This is a genomic window from Massilia sp. CF038 (genome assembly GCF_900129765.1).
Lineage (GTDB): Bacteria > Pseudomonadota > Gammaproteobacteria > Burkholderiales > Burkholderiaceae_D > Telluria_A.
On record NZ_FQWU01000001.1, the window covers coordinates 618,238 to 634,363 of the forward strand.

Here is a 16,126-nt window from a genome sequence, read left to right on the forward strand (position 1 = left end):
CGTCCTCGCGAAGGCGGGGACCCATTCCACGCTACCGAAGTTGTTCAGTGTGCTATAGGTCCCCGCCTGCGCGAGGACGATGAATCGTGCGCCCGGTCACTGCTGCTAAACTATTGGCAACTTTTATCGGAGCACGACCATCCTTTCCCCGTCCGAACCCGCCCATGCCGATGTGCTGGCCGCCCTGCGTCAGGCCACGGCCGAACGCCATGCCTTGCTCGACAGCAGTCTGGCGATTGGTAGCGAGGGCGCCACGCTGGCACATTACCGCGAACATCTATGCATGCTGCATGCCTGGCTGCTGCCGCTTGAGCGTTGGCAGGGCGCCTTTGCCGATGGCCCGCAAGGTGCGCGAACGCTGCCATCCCGCCGCTTGAGCGAACGCATCGAAGCCGACCTGACAGACCCCGCCATGCCGTCCGGGAGCCTTTGCGAGGGGCGCCAGAATCCGTGGCCAGCAAACGCCAGCCCGGCCTACCGCTGGGGCGTAAGCTACGTCATCGAAGGATCGCAGCTGGGCGGCGCCGTGCTATACCAACGCCTGGCGGCCAGACTGGCACCGCACCCCTTGCGTTATTTGCGCGGTGAAGTGCAGGGGCCAGGGCCGCGCTGGCGCAGTTTCATGCAGGAATTGCGCGGCGCTGTACATACGCCGGGGGAGATTGCACAAGCATGCGCGGGGGCCTGCGATGCCTTCGATCGCATTCTTGCCCTGCGCGAACAAGCTGCAACGCCCGCGCCTGATTGAATGAATAGTGTTTGACAGTGAAATGGCGCTTGGGGATACTGCTTCTGCGCTGTTCAATAACTTTTGTGCACTATCTCCCCAGGGACTCATGCCGACCACGTCGCCACCGCCGTCTTGCGCCCACCAGACTCGGTCTGGGGCTGCGCGCGCGCCCAAGGTGGACCGATGACCAACGCATCCGCGCCAAACCTGCTCGCGCGGATGCGTGCTTCAGCGCTGGTGCATGCGATCGAGCGCTCGGCCGTGCTGCGCAATGGCGCACTGGTGGCCTTGTGGGTACTGGTCTGGCAACTGGGGCGTCTGGTTGAATACACTGAACATGCCAGTGTCTGGTTTCCCGTCGCCGGGCTGACCTTTTCCGTGATCCTTCTCGATGGCTGGCGCAGCGCGCCTGGCCCTGCCATCGGCTGCGTGCTGGTGACGCTGTGGGTCTGCGAACGGTACGCGGTGCCGCTCAGTCAGGGGCAGCGGCTGGTAGCGGGGCTGCTGTTTGCAGCTGCCCATGTGGGCACCTACGCACTGGGCGCATTTCTGCTGCGCGCGATTGCCCGGCGCGGCAATGACGGCTTGCCCAGCCTGGTGCTGGCCTTCCTGCTGATCGCTGCACTGACCTCGCTCATCTCCATGGGGCTGGGCATGTGGGTGCTGGTCTCGACCGGCATGATGGCTGCCCACGATGTCGAACGCGCATGGCTGGCCTACTGGATTGGCGACATGGCTGGCGTGATGGTGATGGCGCCGTTTTTTGCGGCGATTCTGGGCGCGCTGTTCCCGCGCGCCGCAGCGCGTTTCAGCAGCAACTACAATCTGCGCTACCAGAACGCGACCTCCCGCTTCAAATACAAGCTGCTGCTGAACGTGGTGCTGCTGTCAGCCTCGATGCTGCTGGCCTATTCCACGCGCTCGTACAACAGCGCCTTTGCGATCTTCTTCCTGGTGCTGCCGTATATGTGGATCGCCTGCACCGAGCCGGCCTTTTACAATGTGCTGGCGGTGGCGCTGGGCAGCTTTGTGATTGCCTTGCTGGTGCACCTGCTCGGACTGAAAGACGTGGTGATGGTGTACCAGTTTGCGATCAACGTGATTGCTGCCAACGCCCTGTTCGGGCTTGCCTTGCCCAGCCTGATCGCAGACAACGACAAGCTGCGCCGCGTGGCCGAAACCGACAGCCTGACCGGCGCCGCATCGCGCGCCGCGCTGGAACGCCAGGCACGCCATGAAATCGAGCGCTGCCGCCGCGTGCGCGAGCCGCTGGCGCTGGTGGTATTCGATATCGACTACTTCAAGAAGATAAATGACCTGTTCGGCCACGCCATGGGCGACCGCGCACTGCGCCAGGTGTGCGCCATCGCGCAGCGCAATCTGCGTCCGTCGGACATGCTGGGCCGAGTTGGCGGCGACGAATTCGTCGCGCTACTGCCGGGCATAGGCGCGGAAGCGGCGCTGGCGATTGCCGAGCGCATCCGAGCCCAGGTGCATACGAATGAACTGGAAAGCGCGCTCTTGATGACCGCCAGTTTCGGCGTGGCGGAGCTGCGCGACGATGACCACTACCAGGATATTTTTGAACGGGCCGACCGCGCCTTGTACGTGGCCAAGCAGCAGGGACGCAACCGGGCGGCGATGCTGGCAGCTTAAGTCGTGGGCGACGCCGCTAGCGGTTTCTAGTTCCGTTCGCGTTCGACGCGGGTGACACCAGCCACGCCACGCAGATTGCGGATCAGGTGGGCCAGATGCACGCGGTCCTTGACCTGAATGGTAAAGCGCAGCTGCGTCATGACGTGTTCGTCGTCCTCGTCCATGCCCACGTACGAGATGTTGGCATCGGACTCGCCTATTTCGGCGGCCACGCGCGCCAGAATGCCTTTTTCGTTGTTGATCAGAAGACGAATGCGGCAATCGAAGCGGCGGTTGACTTCCTGGCCCCACTGCACCGGGATCCAGCGGTCCGGTTCCTTGGCGCGGGTGCGTTTGGCAGCCACGCAATCGTGGGTGTGCACGATCAGACCCTGGTCGCGGCGCAGCTGGCCAATGACCTGGTCGCCCGGAATCGGCAGGCAGCATGGCGCCAGTTGCACGGCCACGCCTTCTGCGCCATAGATAGTGACCGGATCGAGTTCGCCGGGACTGGCGTGCTGGGTCGACGGTACTGACACCAGCTCGTCGTCGATCAGCCCGAAAATGTGGCGCGCCACCAGCGCTGCCATGCGCTTGCCGATACCGATGTCCGCATACAGTTCGTCCATGGTGTTGGCGGACGATTCGTTGAGCAGCTTTTCGATGGTCGGCGCGGGCAAATCGGGGCGGATGTTGAGCGCCGTGAGTGCCTGCGCCAGCAGTTCCTGGCCCAGTTCAACCGACTCGTTCAGGTTGATGGTGCGCAGATGATGGCGGATCGCCGAACGGGCCTTCCCGGTGCGGACAAATGCCAGCCAGGTCGGGCTGGGGCGCGAATTCGGATCGGTGACGATTTCAATGATGTCGCCGTTGCGCAGTTCGGTGCGTAACGTCGCCGCCTCGTGGTTGATCTTGACCGCCACAGTATGGTCGCCAATGCCGGTGTGGATTGTGTACGCAAAGTCGAGCGCCGTGGCGCCGCGCGGCAGCGCGATGATCTTGGACTTGGGCGTGAACACGTACACCGAGTCGGGGAACAGGTCGACCTTGACGTGTTCGAGGAATTCGGCCGAGTCGCCCGTCTGCTGCTGAATGTCGAGCAGCGACTGCAGCCAGGCGTGGGTACGCTGCTGCAGGTCGGACAGATTGGAGTCGCCGTTTTTATACAGCCAGTGCGCGGCCACGCCCGATTCGGCCGTGCGGTGCATTTCCTGGGTGCGGATCTGGAATTCAACCGGGGTGCCGTACGGGCCAATCAGCGTGGTATGCAGCGACTGGTAACCATTGAGCTTGCGGATGGCGATGTAATCCTTGAATTTGCCCGGCATCGGTTTGTACAGACCGTGCAGGGTGCCCAAGGCCACATAGCAGTTGGCGAAATTGTCGACGACAACGCGAAAACCGTACACGTCCAGCACCTGCGAGAACGACAGGCGCTTGCTGCGCATTTTTTTGTAGATGCCGTACAAGGTCTTTTCGCGGCCATACACCTCGGCTTCGAGGCCGGCGTTGGCCAGCGTGCCCTTGACCGATTCAAGAATTTTTTTCACCACTTCGCGGCGGTTGCCGCGCGCCGCCTTGACGGCCTTGGCCAGCGTGCGATAGCGCACCGGGTACAGGTGCGAGAAGGCCAGGTCCTGCAGTTCGCGATAAATATTGTTCAGGCCGAGACGGTGCGCGATCGGCACGTACACTTCCATGGTCTCGGAGGCGATGCGGCGCTTTTTGGCGTCCGTCATGTGCTCGAGCGTGCGCATATTGTGCAGACGGTCGGCTAGCTTGATCAGGATGACGCGCACGTCCGAGGCCATGGCCAGCAGCATTTTGCGGAAGTTTTCCGCCTGCGCCTCGATCAGGCTTTGGAATTCGATTTTTTCCAGCTTGGACAGGCCGTCAACCAGGGTGGCGACCTGGGCGCCGAAGCGCTCGATCAGCTCGTCCTTTTTGACGTCCTGGTCTTCCATCACATCGTGCAGCAGCGCGGCCATGATGGCCTGGGCGTCCAGCTTCCAGTCGGCGCAGATTTCAGCGACGGCGATGGGATGGGAAATGTAGGGTTCACCCGACTTGCGGACCTGGCCCAGATGCATCTCGTCCGAAAAACGATATGCTTCCTTGACCTTTTTCAGTTCCGTGGGGCTGAGGTATTCGGCCAGTTTGGCCGTGAGCTGCGTGACCGACGCCACGCCGGGTGCAATGGCGGGCGTGGCATCCGGCTTGGACGCGCGGGGAGTGCGCGTCTTGGGCGTGCCTGGGAGTGTCGTATCCGGAGTGGTCAGGTTCATACTTTAAGGCTACCAGAAATACGGCGAAACACTCATAGGCGCAACAACAACTTACATCGGGACCTTTTTGAGCATCTCGATACCGACCTTGCCAGCGGCGATTTCACGCAGGGCGACGACGGTTGGCTTGTCCTTGGCTTCGACTTTAGGAGTGTGGCCTTGGAGCAACTGACGTGCGCGATAGGTGGCCGCCAGGGTCAGTTGGAAGCGGTTAGGGATACTTTTCAAGCAATCTTCAATAGTGATGCGGGCCATTCTGACTCCTAAATAGACAATAGTGTGAGACGTTACGATTGTTGCGCATGGATACCCAACTGGGCAAAAAGCGAGGCGTTGCGCGCAGCCTGCTGTGCAAATCGGCTGCGTGTCGCTCTGACAATCGCGCTCATCTCGGACAAGGCGACGTTGAACTCTTCATTGATAATAACATAGTCGAACTCCGGAGCGTGAGAGATCTCACCCCCGGCAGCCAGCAGGCGGCGCTCGATAATGTGCGGTTCGTCCTGGCCGCGCTTGTGCAAACGTTCCGAAAGAGCCGCAATCGAGGGTGGCAAAATAAAGATGCCAGCCGCAGCCGGGAACTGCTTTTTTACCTGGCGCGCGCCTTGCCAGTCGATTTCCAGCAGGATGTCGGTACCTGCTTTCATTTCCTTTTCGACCATCAAACGCGAAGTGCCGTAGTAATTGCCATGGACTTCAGCCCACTCGATGAATTCGCCGCGGCCAGCGCGGGCGACGAAGTCTTCGGCGGTGGTGAAATGGTATTCCTTGCCATCGGTTTCACCCGGCCGCGGTGCCCGCGTGGTGGTCGAGATCGACAGCTTGATGGCCGGTTCCTGGGCCAGCAAGGCATTGACCAGGGTCGACTTGCCAGCGCCGGACGGGGCGGCGACGATGAACAGGCTGCCGGAAAAGCCGGGAGTAGTGGGCATGGTGGTTCCTTGATAGCTTTATATTAAGTGCGAGAATAACTGCATCGCCCTCGCGAAGGCGGGGGCCTATATCACTTCTGAGCAGAGGTGCTATGGGCCCCCGCCTGCGCGAGGGCGACGGGGGTAACGTTCAGTGTAGCGGTTTTATTCCAGGTTTTGCACCTGTTCGCGCATCTGTTCGATCAGCAGTTTCAGTTCCATCGAGGCGTCGGCCAATTCCTTGACCGAGGCTTTGGCGCCCAGCGTGTTCGCTTCGCGGTTCAACTCCTGCATCATGAAGTCGAGCCGCTTGCCGACCTGGCCGCCTTTTTTCAGGATGTGGCGCGTTTCGGTCAGGTGCGCGGTCAGGCGCGACAGCTCTTCGGAGACGTCAATACGAATCCCGTACAGCGTCACTTCCTGGCGAATCCGCTCAAATGCTTCCTGGCGCGTGAGGGTGGACGGCGTACCGTGACCGGCCAGGCCTAATGCATCTTGCATACGTTCGACCGCTTTTTGCTGGAACTGGGCGATCACCTGGGGAATCAGCGGCGTGATGCGCTTGACGATGACGTCCATCGCATCGATGCGCGACACCAGCATGGCTTCGAGGGCAGCGCCTTCGCGGCGGCGGCTGTCGACAAAGGCAGCCACGGTCTTGGCGGTGAGGGCCGCCACGTCCGCCTGGAGCGACTCCTGGCCGACCTGCGCTTCTTCAATCACACCGGGCCAGCGCAGCAGTTCTGCCACCGTCATGAGGGGTGCGGAGACGAAGTGCTTGGTCACTTCGGTTTGCAAACGGGCGAGGTCGGCCAGCAGCGATTCGTTCAGTGCCTGCGAGCCGCCAGCGACTTTGCGGCCGAAACTCAACCTTGCCTCTACCTTACCGCGCGTGATTGCGGCCATAATAGCGGCTCGCAAATCGGGCTCCAGTGCGCGCAGTTCGTCATTGATACGAAACTGCAGATCCAGAAAACGTGAGTTGACACTCTTGATTTCGATTGTAAGGGTGCCTGCAGCGCCTTCGCTGGTAGCAACCGCGTAACCTGTCATGCTAGAAATGCTCAATGGAGTCCCCGGTTTTTATCTTTTCTTTACAAAGCACAGATTTATCCACACAATCGCCGTGTTAAGCAAGGAACCCTCATGGCTGCACAAAATAACGCTCCCTTGCCCGATGGGCTTGAAATTGCCGGATATCGCATTGTAAAGAAAATTGCGTCCGGTGGGTTCAGTATTGTATATCTGGCGTACGACGCCGATGGCATTGCGGTAGCGATCAAAGAATACCTCCCAAGCGCGCTGGCTTTACGCCAGCCGGGCGAGCTCGTCCCTGTTATCTCCAAGCCCAATCTGGCGGTGTTCCGGATTGGCTTGAAATGCTTCTTCGAAGAAGGCAGGGCACTTGCCAAAATTTCGCATCCGAACGTTGTCCGGGTATTAAATTTCTTCCGTGGCAACGAAACCGTGTACATGGTGATGGCATATGAATCAGGCCACTCATTGCAGGAACAGATTGCGCGGCTCGGCCAAAAAGGCAGCCGGCTGAACGAAGCGTTCATCCGACAGATATTTATTGGCGTTTGCGCGGGTTTGCGCGAGGTCCATACGAGCAAGTTGTTGCATCTTGACCTCAAACCAGCAAATATTTATTTGCGTACAGACGGCACCCCGATCGTGCTGGACTTCGGCGCGGCCCGTCAGACCTTCAATGCCGACGTGCCAAAACTGACGCCTATGTATACACCGGGCTTTGCACCGCCGGACCTGTATTCAAAAACGGCAGCGCTGGGACCGTGGTCGGATATTTACAGCCTGGGCGCCTCGATGTTTGCCTGCATGGCCGCCTCGCCACCGCAGGCTGCTGACCAGCGCAAGATCGAAGACAAGATGCCGCTCTATTACAGCAAGCTGGAAGCGAACTATTCGCCCGAGCTGATCAAGCTGGTGCAATGGTGCCTGGAGATGGATCCGCTGGCCCGTCCGCAAAGCCTGTTCACGCTGCAGAAGGAACTGGCTTCCACGCGCAAGAAGACCAAGGCAGCGCCCGTCGGTACCGAAAAGCTGACCGGACGCTGGCGCGAGCTGGCCGACAAGATCGGCATCGGGCGCAAAAAAGCTGTCAATAAATAAAAACACCTGATCAGAAAGTACATCATGCAATTCTCCGTTTATCAGGAAAGCCAGATCGGTGGCCGCAAGGTCAACCAGGACCGCATGGGCTACAGCTTTACGCGTGATGCACTGCTGCTGGTGCTGGCCGACGGCATGGGTGGCCACTTGCGCGGCGAGGTCGCGGCCTCGATCTTCATGCAGACCATGTCGACCCTGTTCCAGCAAAACGCGCAGCCATACGTGAAAAAGCCCGAGCGCTTCCTGGAAGAGGCCTTCATGCAGGCCCACGAAGAAATTCACCGCTACCGCGCGACCAATAACTTGCCGGACACGCCGCGGACCACCGCCGTGGCCTGCCTGATTCAACACAATATCGCCACCTGGGCCCATTGCGGCGATTCGCGCCTGTACTGGATGCGCCGGGGGCAGATTTTGGGCCGCACGCGCGACCACTCGCACATTGAACACCTGATCGACAAAGGCCTCGCCGATCCGTCGGAGCGCGCCACCCACCCGGACCGCAACAAGCTGTATAACTGCATTGGCGCCTCGTCGCTGCCGCGCGTGGACGTAGCGCGGCCTGCCGGCCTGCAGTCGGGTGACATTCTGATGTTGTGTTCGGACGGCCTGTGGTCGATGCTGTCGGACGAAGACCTGGTGCACCGCCTGACGACCCAGACCATCGTGCGCGCGATCCCTGAAATGATCAGCACCGCCACCGCCATTGCCGGCGAAAAGGGCGACAACGCCACCGCGCTGGCCATCATGTGGCAAGGTTCGCCGGACGTCGAAGCCCCGTCCGCCGAAGGCGTGGACATGGCCACCGTGATCTCGACCATGATGCTGCCCGATAACCTGGTCAGCACCACCATCACCGCTAACACCGAGCCGGAAAACCCGAGCGAAGTGGACGCATTCAACGACGATGAAATTGAAAAAGCGATTGCGGAGATCCGCGGCGCCATCGAAAAATCGTCCCAGATCATCAAATAAGGCAGCACATGACTTTTGAAGCACGCCCGAGCGGCCGCGCCGTTGACCAGTTGCGCGATATTCGCTTGACCCGCCAGTACACCAAGCATGCCGAGGGATCGGTCCTGATCGAGTGCGGCGACACCAAGGTCATTTGCACCGCCAGTATTGAAGACAAGGTGCCGGGCTTCCTGAAAGGGAAGGGGCAGGGCTGGATGACGGCGGAATATGGCATGCTGCCGCGTTCGACGCATACGCGCATGGACCGGGAAGCGGCGCGCGGCAAACAGTCTGGCCGCACCCAGGAGATTCAGCGTCTGATTGGCCGTTCGCTGCGTGCGGCGTTTGATCTGAATGCTTTTGGCGAGCGCACCTTGCAGATCGATTGCGACGTGCTGCAGGCCGACGGCGGCACGCGTACCGCATCGATTACCGGCGCCATGGTGGCCGCGTATGACGCGTTCAATCAGCTGGTGGCCAAGGGCGCCATTGGCGCGGTGCCGGTGAAGAGTTTTGTGGCGGCCATTTCGGTGGGCGTGTATCAAGGCATGCCGGTGCTCGATCTCGATTACATCGAGGACTCAGGCTGCGATACCGACATGAACGTGGTGATGACCGATGCTGGCCACTTCATCGAAGTGCAGGGCACCGCAGAGGGCGCGGCCTTCGACCGCGCTGGTATGAACCGCCTGCTCGATCTGGCGCAGGGCGGCATCGCCGACCTGATCAAAATGCAGAAGCAAGCACTCGGCATCTAACTACCACATAGGGCTGGCGCATGCGCCAGCCCTACACCATCTCAGAGCAACTTCCTGGTTCTTTTTCCGGCCAAGGTCCGACTCTGCCTTTATCCGTATTCCGGTACGCGCCAGCTAATGAAAATCAATCATCTCACTGCACTTGAGCAGATAAACTCGCCGGCCTCAGCACAACTGATCGCCGCTTTGGAAACGGAACTCAAGAGACCGCTTCCTATCCAATATCGGCAGCTTCTTCTGACCGCAAACGGAATGATTTTCGAAAATGGGCTCGTACTTTATTCAACCGACGACGTCGTAGAGCGGAACGAAACGTTCGAGGTCGGTACATACGCCCCGGGCTATCTCGCCGTTGGTGATGACAGCGGCGGGAAAGCCGTGATGATCGCGATCGAAACGCAAGGCGTATTCATGGTTGGCATGGGCAGTATGGATCCAGATGACATGATTCAAATTAGCGATTGCTTAGAATCTTGGGTAACTGATGGATTCCCAATGCCCGAGCAGTGAGTCACGTTCTGCAGCCACCGCTTATTCGGGTGTTGTCGAATCCCCGTCCGCACCAGGATGCGCCAATGCCTGCTGCTCCAGCTCTGCGTCGGAAACCACCGGCGCGCCATCGACCGCAACTTCGGGCACAAATGGCGCCCCAGTCTTGCTGTCCTGTTCGTGCGGCGGATTGGCCAGGTCGAGTACCGATTCAATAGCGTGCTCGATCTGCTCGCCCAAGTCTTCTTCGTGCGGGGTGGTGTTGGTAGTCATGATGTCGCCTTTGATTGAGGTTGTCATTTGACTATGCACCAATTTCGGAATTGATGGCAACACTGGAGCTTATCGGGATTCCTAAGAGCGTTTCCTGAGAGCTGCGCTTGGAACGCTGATCTATCGTACCAAAGCTCAATCAGCTCGTTATGGTTCGTAACCGGATGACGGATTGACCAAATCGAAATAATCTCTCCGATCCGTTCTTCAGTTTTACTGACCGGCTTCTACAAAGGTAGCAGAACTTTGCCGTGAATTCCCCAACATAAAACTCCCGGATGCGTCTCTTGTGGAGCGACATATTGTACACTTGGGAGCTCAAATAAATAGATACTGGGGTGCTCCATGAAGGTGTTTATGAGCTGGTCTGGCAACAGGAGCCACGCGACAGCACAGTTGTTAGCATGGTGGGCTAAATGTGTGATTCAAGCGTCACGGCCTTGGATTTCGAGCGAGGACCTGGATCGGGGATCACTTTGGTTCAGTGAGATCAACAACAACTTAAGCGATACGTCTGTAGGGATTGTATGCCTGACCGACGAGAATAAAGATCGCCCCTGGATTCTTTTTGAGGCAGGTGCCTTGGCTAAAGGGCTGTCAAACAGTCGTGTTTGTACTTTCCTCGTTGATTTAGAGCCGAAAAACATCACAGATCCCCTCGCGCAGTTCAATCACACCAAGCCACTTGAAGATGATATGAAGAAATTGGCGCGCACGTTAAACGCTGCCTTAGGACCAAATGCCCTGGATCCTAACGTGTTGAATGACGTTTGTGATGTTTCCTGGCCCAAATTCAAGGAGCGATTCGACCAGCTATTAAGCGATAACCCACCGGCTGGGCCAAGGGTTGAACGCGACAGCAACGATGTGCTTGGTGAAATCCTTGATAGCGTTCGTGGAATGAATCAGCGTGTCCGACAATTAGAGAACAAATCAGCTATCACTTCGTGGACGGGCTCTGCGTTTCCAGGTTTGGACGCGACAATGGGAAATGTAAAAAAGTGGATATTAACGTCGCTTGCTGACGGTTACACGATCAATGACCTTATCAACGACGTTGAAAGCAATTCGTCACTTAGCCCCAAGCTGCGCAAGCAGCTAACAATGATGGTCATTGAAGCGGGCCGGACCCAGAACCCCGAGACGAAAGGATACTCTGATATTCTGCGGCCAACTAGCTTCGTGGGTGCCGGAGGGATATTAGATACATCATCCAATAGCGAGTGAGCCCATTTTATGACCCTCTCTCGATGTTCCGACCTGCGCGGGCCTTTCGATAATCAGAACGGCAAATCAAACCCGTGCGGACGACGCGCCGAAGCAGTTCGGCTACATCGCTAACGGTCATGCATCTAATGCGAGTGAGAGGACGATGGTTTTATTCCCCTCAATCGAAATATAGCGAAAAAGCCTGAAACACCTTAGTTTTCGTTGTCAGCAATCGCGATTGTTTGCAGGCATATCTTAGCGAAGGTGATTAAGCAGTCCGGCGTGAACTCGACGAATTGGTTCCGTAAATAAATACAGTGGAGATAACAAGGTAAACAGTTGTGCTCGATTTCGTTGCTGGAAAGAGCATTCATAGGCCACTCAACACCACGAGACGTGCGAGTATGTATCATGTATCGCCTGTCTTACTTCCTCGACGGCTAAAACTCTTGAATGAAAGTTTGGGCATTCTGGAATTATTGTCGGGAGCTGGCGCAAAGTTTTCCCGGATACGCTGTCAGTAGTGGCGCATGTCGCCCCACGGAATGGTTTTGCCCGATTCCACGATTTTTGCGAAGCGGGCGTCGGCCTCGGCGTCAAAGCCGGCACGCTGTTCTTCCAGCTCTGCCTTTTCGGTAATAGCCTCAAGGATGAAACTATGGGTGGTTTTGCCAGCGCGCTCGGCGGCGCTGGCAATTCGTGCCTTCAATTCTTCGGGCAAACGAATTGTCGTGGTGGTTGCCATTGCGGTCTCCCTTGGTACATCCAAATGTAGCATAACTGTGCTAACTTCCGGATCCGTGAGCTGTTCGCATGGTTCACTGTAATTCCTTATCAGCCCGTTCGTCCACGCTAGGGACTGGCATTTTTTAGCGCCTGGATCGCAGCTGCGGCCTCAGTGGCATGCTCGGTGGTCAGATAAACCGGCACCCCGCGCATGCCCGAGCGATTCAAAAACAGAATCAGCGCTTTGACATCGTCGCCCGGCGGAGCGATCTCGGCGCGTTCGATTTCTTGCCAGGTGAAGTGCGCGATTCTGTCAGCCGGACCGTTGCCTTGGATGTGATGAACGCCAGTTTGATCCAGCCACAGGTAAGGGAAGTAGCGTACTTTTTCTGCGCGGCGGAGAAGATGGATGTATGCGAGGACGCCGATCACAATCAAAGCAATGCCGCCTACCATCAAGCCACGGGTTGTGCCGAGCCAGAACACCACGATACCTACTGCCAGGGTAATACCGGCGAACAGGTAGGCTGCGTCGGCTTTTGCGCTGTTCGTGCTGTCTATTTTTTCGAATGAATGCGCGGTCAGTTTGGATTGATCCATGTTCTCAATAAATCTGCTGTCTGTGGACGCTAGCATGCCATGGGCCCCCGCCTGCGCGAGGGCGATGTGGGGGAAGGGGTAAAATACGGGCTTCCGACTTTATGCAGCCTATTATGACCCAACGCCTCATCCTCGCCTCCAATAACGCAGGCAAACTCCGTGAGTTTTCCGAAATCCTGGGGCCGATCGGTTTCACCCTGCATCCGCAAGGCGAATTCAATGTGCCCGAGGCGGAAGAGCCGCACGCAACCTTCGTCGAAAACGCACTGGAAAAAGCGCGCCATGCCGCCCGCCTGACCGGCCTGCCGGCGCTGGCCGACGACTCGGGCGTGTGCGTCAATGCTTTTGGCGGCAAGCCTGGTGTGTACTCCGCACGCTTTGCAGGCGAACCAAAATCGGATGCGCGCAACAACGAGAAGATGATCGCCGACCTGGCCGCCCATGCCGACAAATCGGCCTATTACTACTGCGTGCTGGTGTATGTGCGCCACGCTGATGACCCGCAGCCTGTCATTGCCGACGGCCGCTGGGATGGCGAAATTACGCCAACGGCGCGCGGCAGCAACGGTTTTGGCTACGACCCGCACTTCTTCATTCCATCCCTGGGCAAGTGCGTCGCTGAACTCACGCCGCTGGAAAAGAACGGTCTGTCGCACCGCGGCCAGGCCCTGCGCGCGCTGGTGGAAAAACTGAAATGATCCCGATTAAGGTTGTCAGCGGCGACGCCAAACCAGAGCCACGTTCGCCCGCGGCCAGCGCGCTGCAGTACCTGCAGCCCGGTGCATTGAACCTGACGGCGCTGCCGCCGCTGTCGCTGTACATTCATTTTCCGTGGTGCGTGCGCAAGTGCCCCTACTGCGACTTCAATTCGCACGAAGCGAAGGGCGACTTCCCGGAAGAAGAATATCTCGATGCGGTGCGCCTGGACCTGGAACAATCGCTGCCCCTGATATGGGGCCGCAAGATCTACACGATCTTCATTGGCGGCGGCACGCCCAGCCTGATGTCGGCCAAGGGACTGGACCGGCTAATGTCGGACGTGCGCACGCTGCTGCCGCTCGACAGCAATTGTGAAGTGACGATGGAAGCCAACCCGGGCACCTTCGAGGCGGAGAAATTCAAGTCGTTCCGGGCCAGCGGCATCAACCGCCTGTCAATCGGCATCCAAAGTTTTAACCCGCGCCATCTGCAGGCCCTGGGCCGCATCCATGATGACAACGAGGCGCGCCGCGCGGTCGAGATCGCGCACGCCAACTTTGACAACTTCAATCTGGACCTGATGTACGCGCTGCCGTCGCAGACTCTGGGCGAAGCGAAGAAGGATCTGGAAACGGCACTGTCGTTCTCACCGCCGCATCTGTCGCTGTATCACCTGACGATGGAGCCGAACACGCTGTTTGCCAAGTATCCGCCGACGCTGCCCGACGACGACGCCAGCGCCGACATGCAGGACATGATCGCCAGCGAAACGCGGGTGGCTGGCTTCGAACAATACGAGGTTTCCGCTTACGCGCAGCCCGGCCGGCGCGCGCGCCACAATCTCAATTACTGGGAGTTTGGCGATTACCTGGGCATCGGCGCCGGTGCCCATTCCAAGATCTCGTTCCCGCACCGGATTTTGCGTCAGGCGCGCTTCAAGCAGCCCAAGGCCTTCATGGAAGCGGCACGCGCCGGCAACCCGGTGCAGGAAGAGCGCGAGATCGGACGCGACGAGATGGGTTTCGAGTTCATGCTCAACACGCTGCGCCTGACGGGCGGCTTTGCGCCCAACCTGTTTGCCGAACGCACTGGCCTGGCCATCACGGCCATCGACAAGATGCTCAATGAGGCGGAAGCGAAGGGATTGCTGTATCGTGATCATCTGATCATCCGCCCCACCGAACTGGGCCAACGTTTTTTGAACGACCTGCAGCAGTTATTCCTGACTGAGTAAATACGCTCCAGCATCTGATTAATGTCTTTCGAGACATACAAGTTTCTATTTTGAATCCGATTTCGATGGATTTGCGTAGATGAATGCGTTACGCACACATCGACCAAAACCAGGAGAGTAAATTGGCGAAATTACAACTGAAACAGATGCTGGCGCTTGCGGCCTGCATCGCGGCCACGCACGGCGCGCACGCGCAAGACATGGGCAAGCTGCTTGCCACCGGCGGCGTCAGCCAGGTGGAAGGGGCGGGCGGCGGTGGTCTCACCCCGTGGGCCCTGATTACCGGTTACGGCACCCGTGACAGCTTCGGTGCCAATGCCCACGTCACCCAGATCAACACCAGCGATTACGCACTGTCCAGCTATGGCGTGGCCGTCGGCATTGCAGACCGCGTTGAGCTGTCGTACGCCAATCAGGACTTCAAAGGCGATCTGGCGCCGCTCGATGAATTGCGCATCAAGCAGGACATCTTTGGGGTCAAGGTCCGCGTGGCCGGTGACGCGCTGTATGACCAGTTCTCGTACATGCCGCAAATTGCGGTTGGCCTCCAATACAAGCGCAACAAGGGCATCGGCGGTCTGGGCGCCCTGGGCGTGACCAGCGTGACGCAGCTTGGCGCCAAGAAGGATAGCGGCGTCGACCTGTACGCCTCGGCCACCAAAGTTTATCTGGCCCAGAGCCTGCTCCTGAACGGCACCCTGCGCTTCACCAAGGCCAATCAGATGGGCATCCTGGGCTTTGGCGGCGACCTGAAGGACAGCTACCAGCCGATGGTGGAACTGTCGGCCGCATACCTGATCACCCGCAAGCTGGTGGCTGGCGTCGAATATCGCATGAAGCCGCATAACCTTGCGGTCGACAACGAGCGCGATTACAAGGATGTGTTCCTCGCTTATTTCCCGAACCGGAATCTGTCGCTGACGGCGGCGTATGTGGACCTCGGTGACATCACCATTTTCAATCCCAAGAAGCAGCGCGGCTGGTATCTGTCGGCCCAGGCTGGTTTCTGATTCCCTTCCAATAAAGCGAGAACAACATGACTATTTTTGAGCGCGCCACCATCGTTTTGGCCTCCCTGACCCTGGGTTTCGGCCTGTGCCTGCCTGCCCAGGCTGCCGAGCCGACCTTGTTCGATGATCTGGGCGGCAAGCCCGGCATTGAAAAAATCGTCGCCGATTTCCTGCCGATTCTGCAGGCCGATCCCCGCATCAACACCTTCTTTGCCAAGACCGACATGAAGCAACTGGGTGTTTTGCTGAGCGAGCAGTTTTGCCAGCTGGCGGGCGGACCCTGCACCTACAGCGGGCGCGACATGGTCGCCTCCCACGATGGCATGGGCGTGAAGTCGGCGCACTTCAATGCGCTGGCGGAGGACCTGCAAATCGCGATGGAAAACAACAAGGTGCCCAGCTCGGTGGCAAATCGCCTGGTGGCGAAACTGGCACCGATGAAACATGCTATCGTGCGATAACGATATTATTTCTGGAGGC

The 16,126-nt window shown here is 58.5% G+C and carries 18 protein-coding genes; 11 read left to right on the top strand and 7 right to left on the bottom strand.

From position 1 onward, the window contains the following. Positions 1-172: 172 nt before the first annotated feature. Positions 173-748 (top strand): biliverdin-producing heme oxygenase, encoded by a 576-nt coding sequence (locus BUC24_RS02735; RefSeq protein WP_229447975.1) that lies wholly within the window; start codon positions 173-175, stop codon positions 746-748. Between the two features lie 165 nt (positions 749-913). Further along, positions 914-2,386, top strand: coding sequence for a GGDEF domain-containing protein (locus BUC24_RS02740; protein WP_143167365.1), 1,473 nt, complete (start codon positions 914-916; stop codon positions 2,384-2,386). Between the two features lie 26 nt (positions 2,387-2,412). Here the strand turns inward: BUC24_RS02740 and BUC24_RS02745 are convergent, their stop codons facing one another. The 4 genes from BUC24_RS02745 to BUC24_RS02760 form a co-directional block, all read right to left on the bottom strand. Beyond that, the gene (locus BUC24_RS02745) at positions 2,413-4,650 is read right to left on the bottom strand and encodes a RelA/SpoT family protein (RefSeq protein WP_073212540.1); all 2,238 of its coding nucleotides are present in this window, start codon (positions 4,648-4,650) and stop codon (positions 2,413-2,415) included. 51 nt (positions 4,651-4,701) lie between these two features. After that, on the bottom strand, positions 4,702-4,905 hold the full coding sequence (rpoZ, locus tag BUC24_RS02750) for a DNA-directed RNA polymerase subunit omega (RefSeq protein WP_026172382.1): 204 nt from the start codon (positions 4,903-4,905) through the stop codon (positions 4,702-4,704). A 32-nt stretch (positions 4,906-4,937) separates the two neighbouring features. Then, a complete protein-coding gene (gene gmk, locus BUC24_RS02755; protein ID WP_018059866.1) occupies positions 4,938-5,582 on the bottom strand; it encodes a guanylate kinase in 645 nt (214 codons plus the stop codon). 144 nt (positions 5,583-5,726) lie between these two features. Then, positions 5,727-6,614 (bottom strand): YicC/YloC family endoribonuclease, encoded by an 888-nt coding sequence (locus BUC24_RS02760; protein WP_073212541.1) that lies wholly within the window; start codon positions 6,612-6,614, stop codon positions 5,727-5,729. Positions 6,615-6,707: 93 nt separating this feature from the next. On the opposite strand from BUC24_RS02760, the gene BUC24_RS02765 reads away from it, so the two are divergent. From BUC24_RS02765 to BUC24_RS02780, 4 genes are all read left to right on the top strand, one after another. Beyond that, positions 6,708-7,694, top strand: a complete 987-nt coding sequence (locus BUC24_RS02765; RefSeq protein WP_073212542.1) for a serine/threonine protein kinase — start codon at positions 6,708-6,710, stop codon at positions 7,692-7,694. A gap of 24 nt (positions 7,695-7,718) precedes the next feature. Continuing rightward, positions 7,719-8,669: a PP2C family protein-serine/threonine phosphatase gene (locus BUC24_RS02770; protein ID WP_073212543.1), complete on the top strand. Its 951-nt coding sequence runs from the start codon at positions 7,719-7,721 to the stop codon at positions 8,667-8,669. Between the two features lie 8 nt (positions 8,670-8,677). Beyond that, a complete protein-coding gene (rph, locus tag BUC24_RS02775) occupies positions 8,678-9,406 on the top strand; it encodes a ribonuclease PH (RefSeq protein ID WP_018059870.1) in 729 nt (242 codons plus the stop codon). 117 nt (positions 9,407-9,523) lie between these two features. After that, on the top strand, positions 9,524-9,916 hold the full coding sequence (locus tag BUC24_RS02780) for an SMI1/KNR4 family protein (RefSeq protein WP_073212544.1): 393 nt from the start codon (positions 9,524-9,526) through the stop codon (positions 9,914-9,916). A 21-nt stretch (positions 9,917-9,937) separates the two neighbouring features. Here BUC24_RS02780 and BUC24_RS02785 read toward each other — a convergent pair whose 3' ends face one another. Continuing rightward, on the bottom strand, positions 9,938-10,168 hold the full coding sequence (locus BUC24_RS02785) for a hypothetical protein (protein ID WP_143167366.1): 231 nt from the start codon (positions 10,166-10,168) through the stop codon (positions 9,938-9,940). Between the two features lie 345 nt (positions 10,169-10,513). On the opposite strand from BUC24_RS02785, the gene BUC24_RS02790 reads away from it, so the two are divergent. Beyond that, the gene (locus BUC24_RS02790) at positions 10,514-11,395 is read left to right on the top strand and encodes a toll/interleukin-1 receptor domain-containing protein (RefSeq protein WP_083598661.1); all 882 of its coding nucleotides are present in this window, start codon (positions 10,514-10,516) and stop codon (positions 11,393-11,395) included. Between the two features lie 499 nt (positions 11,396-11,894). Here BUC24_RS02790 and BUC24_RS02795 read toward each other — a convergent pair whose 3' ends face one another. Beyond that, the gene (locus BUC24_RS02795) at positions 11,895-12,122 is read right to left on the bottom strand and encodes a CopG family ribbon-helix-helix protein (RefSeq protein ID WP_073212547.1); all 228 of its coding nucleotides are present in this window, start codon (positions 12,120-12,122) and stop codon (positions 11,895-11,897) included. Positions 12,123-12,229: 107 nt separating this feature from the next. Beyond that, positions 12,230-12,703 carry a hypothetical protein gene (locus BUC24_RS02800; protein WP_073212548.1) on the bottom strand — a complete coding sequence of 158 codons (474 nt, stop codon included), beginning with the start codon at positions 12,701-12,703 and terminating at the stop codon, positions 12,230-12,232. Between the two features lie 113 nt (positions 12,704-12,816). On the opposite strand from BUC24_RS02800, the gene rdgB reads away from it, so the two are divergent. The 4 genes from rdgB to BUC24_RS02820 all read left to right on the top strand — a co-directional run bounded on the left by rdgB (position 12,817) and on the right by BUC24_RS02820 (position 16,107). Continuing rightward, positions 12,817-13,401 (top strand): RdgB/HAM1 family non-canonical purine NTP pyrophosphatase, encoded by a 585-nt coding sequence (gene rdgB, locus BUC24_RS02805; protein WP_073212549.1) that lies wholly within the window; start codon positions 12,817-12,819, stop codon positions 13,399-13,401. Beyond that, the gene (gene hemW, locus BUC24_RS02810) at positions 13,398-14,636 is read left to right on the top strand and encodes a radical SAM family heme chaperone HemW (protein ID WP_073212550.1); all 1,239 of its coding nucleotides are present in this window, start codon (positions 13,398-13,400) and stop codon (positions 14,634-14,636) included. The genes rdgB and hemW overlap by 4 nt, the downstream gene beginning before the upstream one ends. A gap of 146 nt (positions 14,637-14,782) precedes the next feature. Continuing rightward, on the top strand, positions 14,783-15,646 hold the full coding sequence (locus BUC24_RS02815) for a DUF3034 family protein (protein WP_073214692.1): 864 nt from the start codon (positions 14,783-14,785) through the stop codon (positions 15,644-15,646). Between the two features lie 26 nt (positions 15,647-15,672). Beyond that, positions 15,673-16,107 (top strand): group I truncated hemoglobin, encoded by a 435-nt coding sequence (locus tag BUC24_RS02820; RefSeq protein ID WP_073212551.1) that lies wholly within the window; start codon positions 15,673-15,675, stop codon positions 16,105-16,107. The last annotated feature ends 19 nt before the right edge of the window (positions 16,108-16,126 follow it).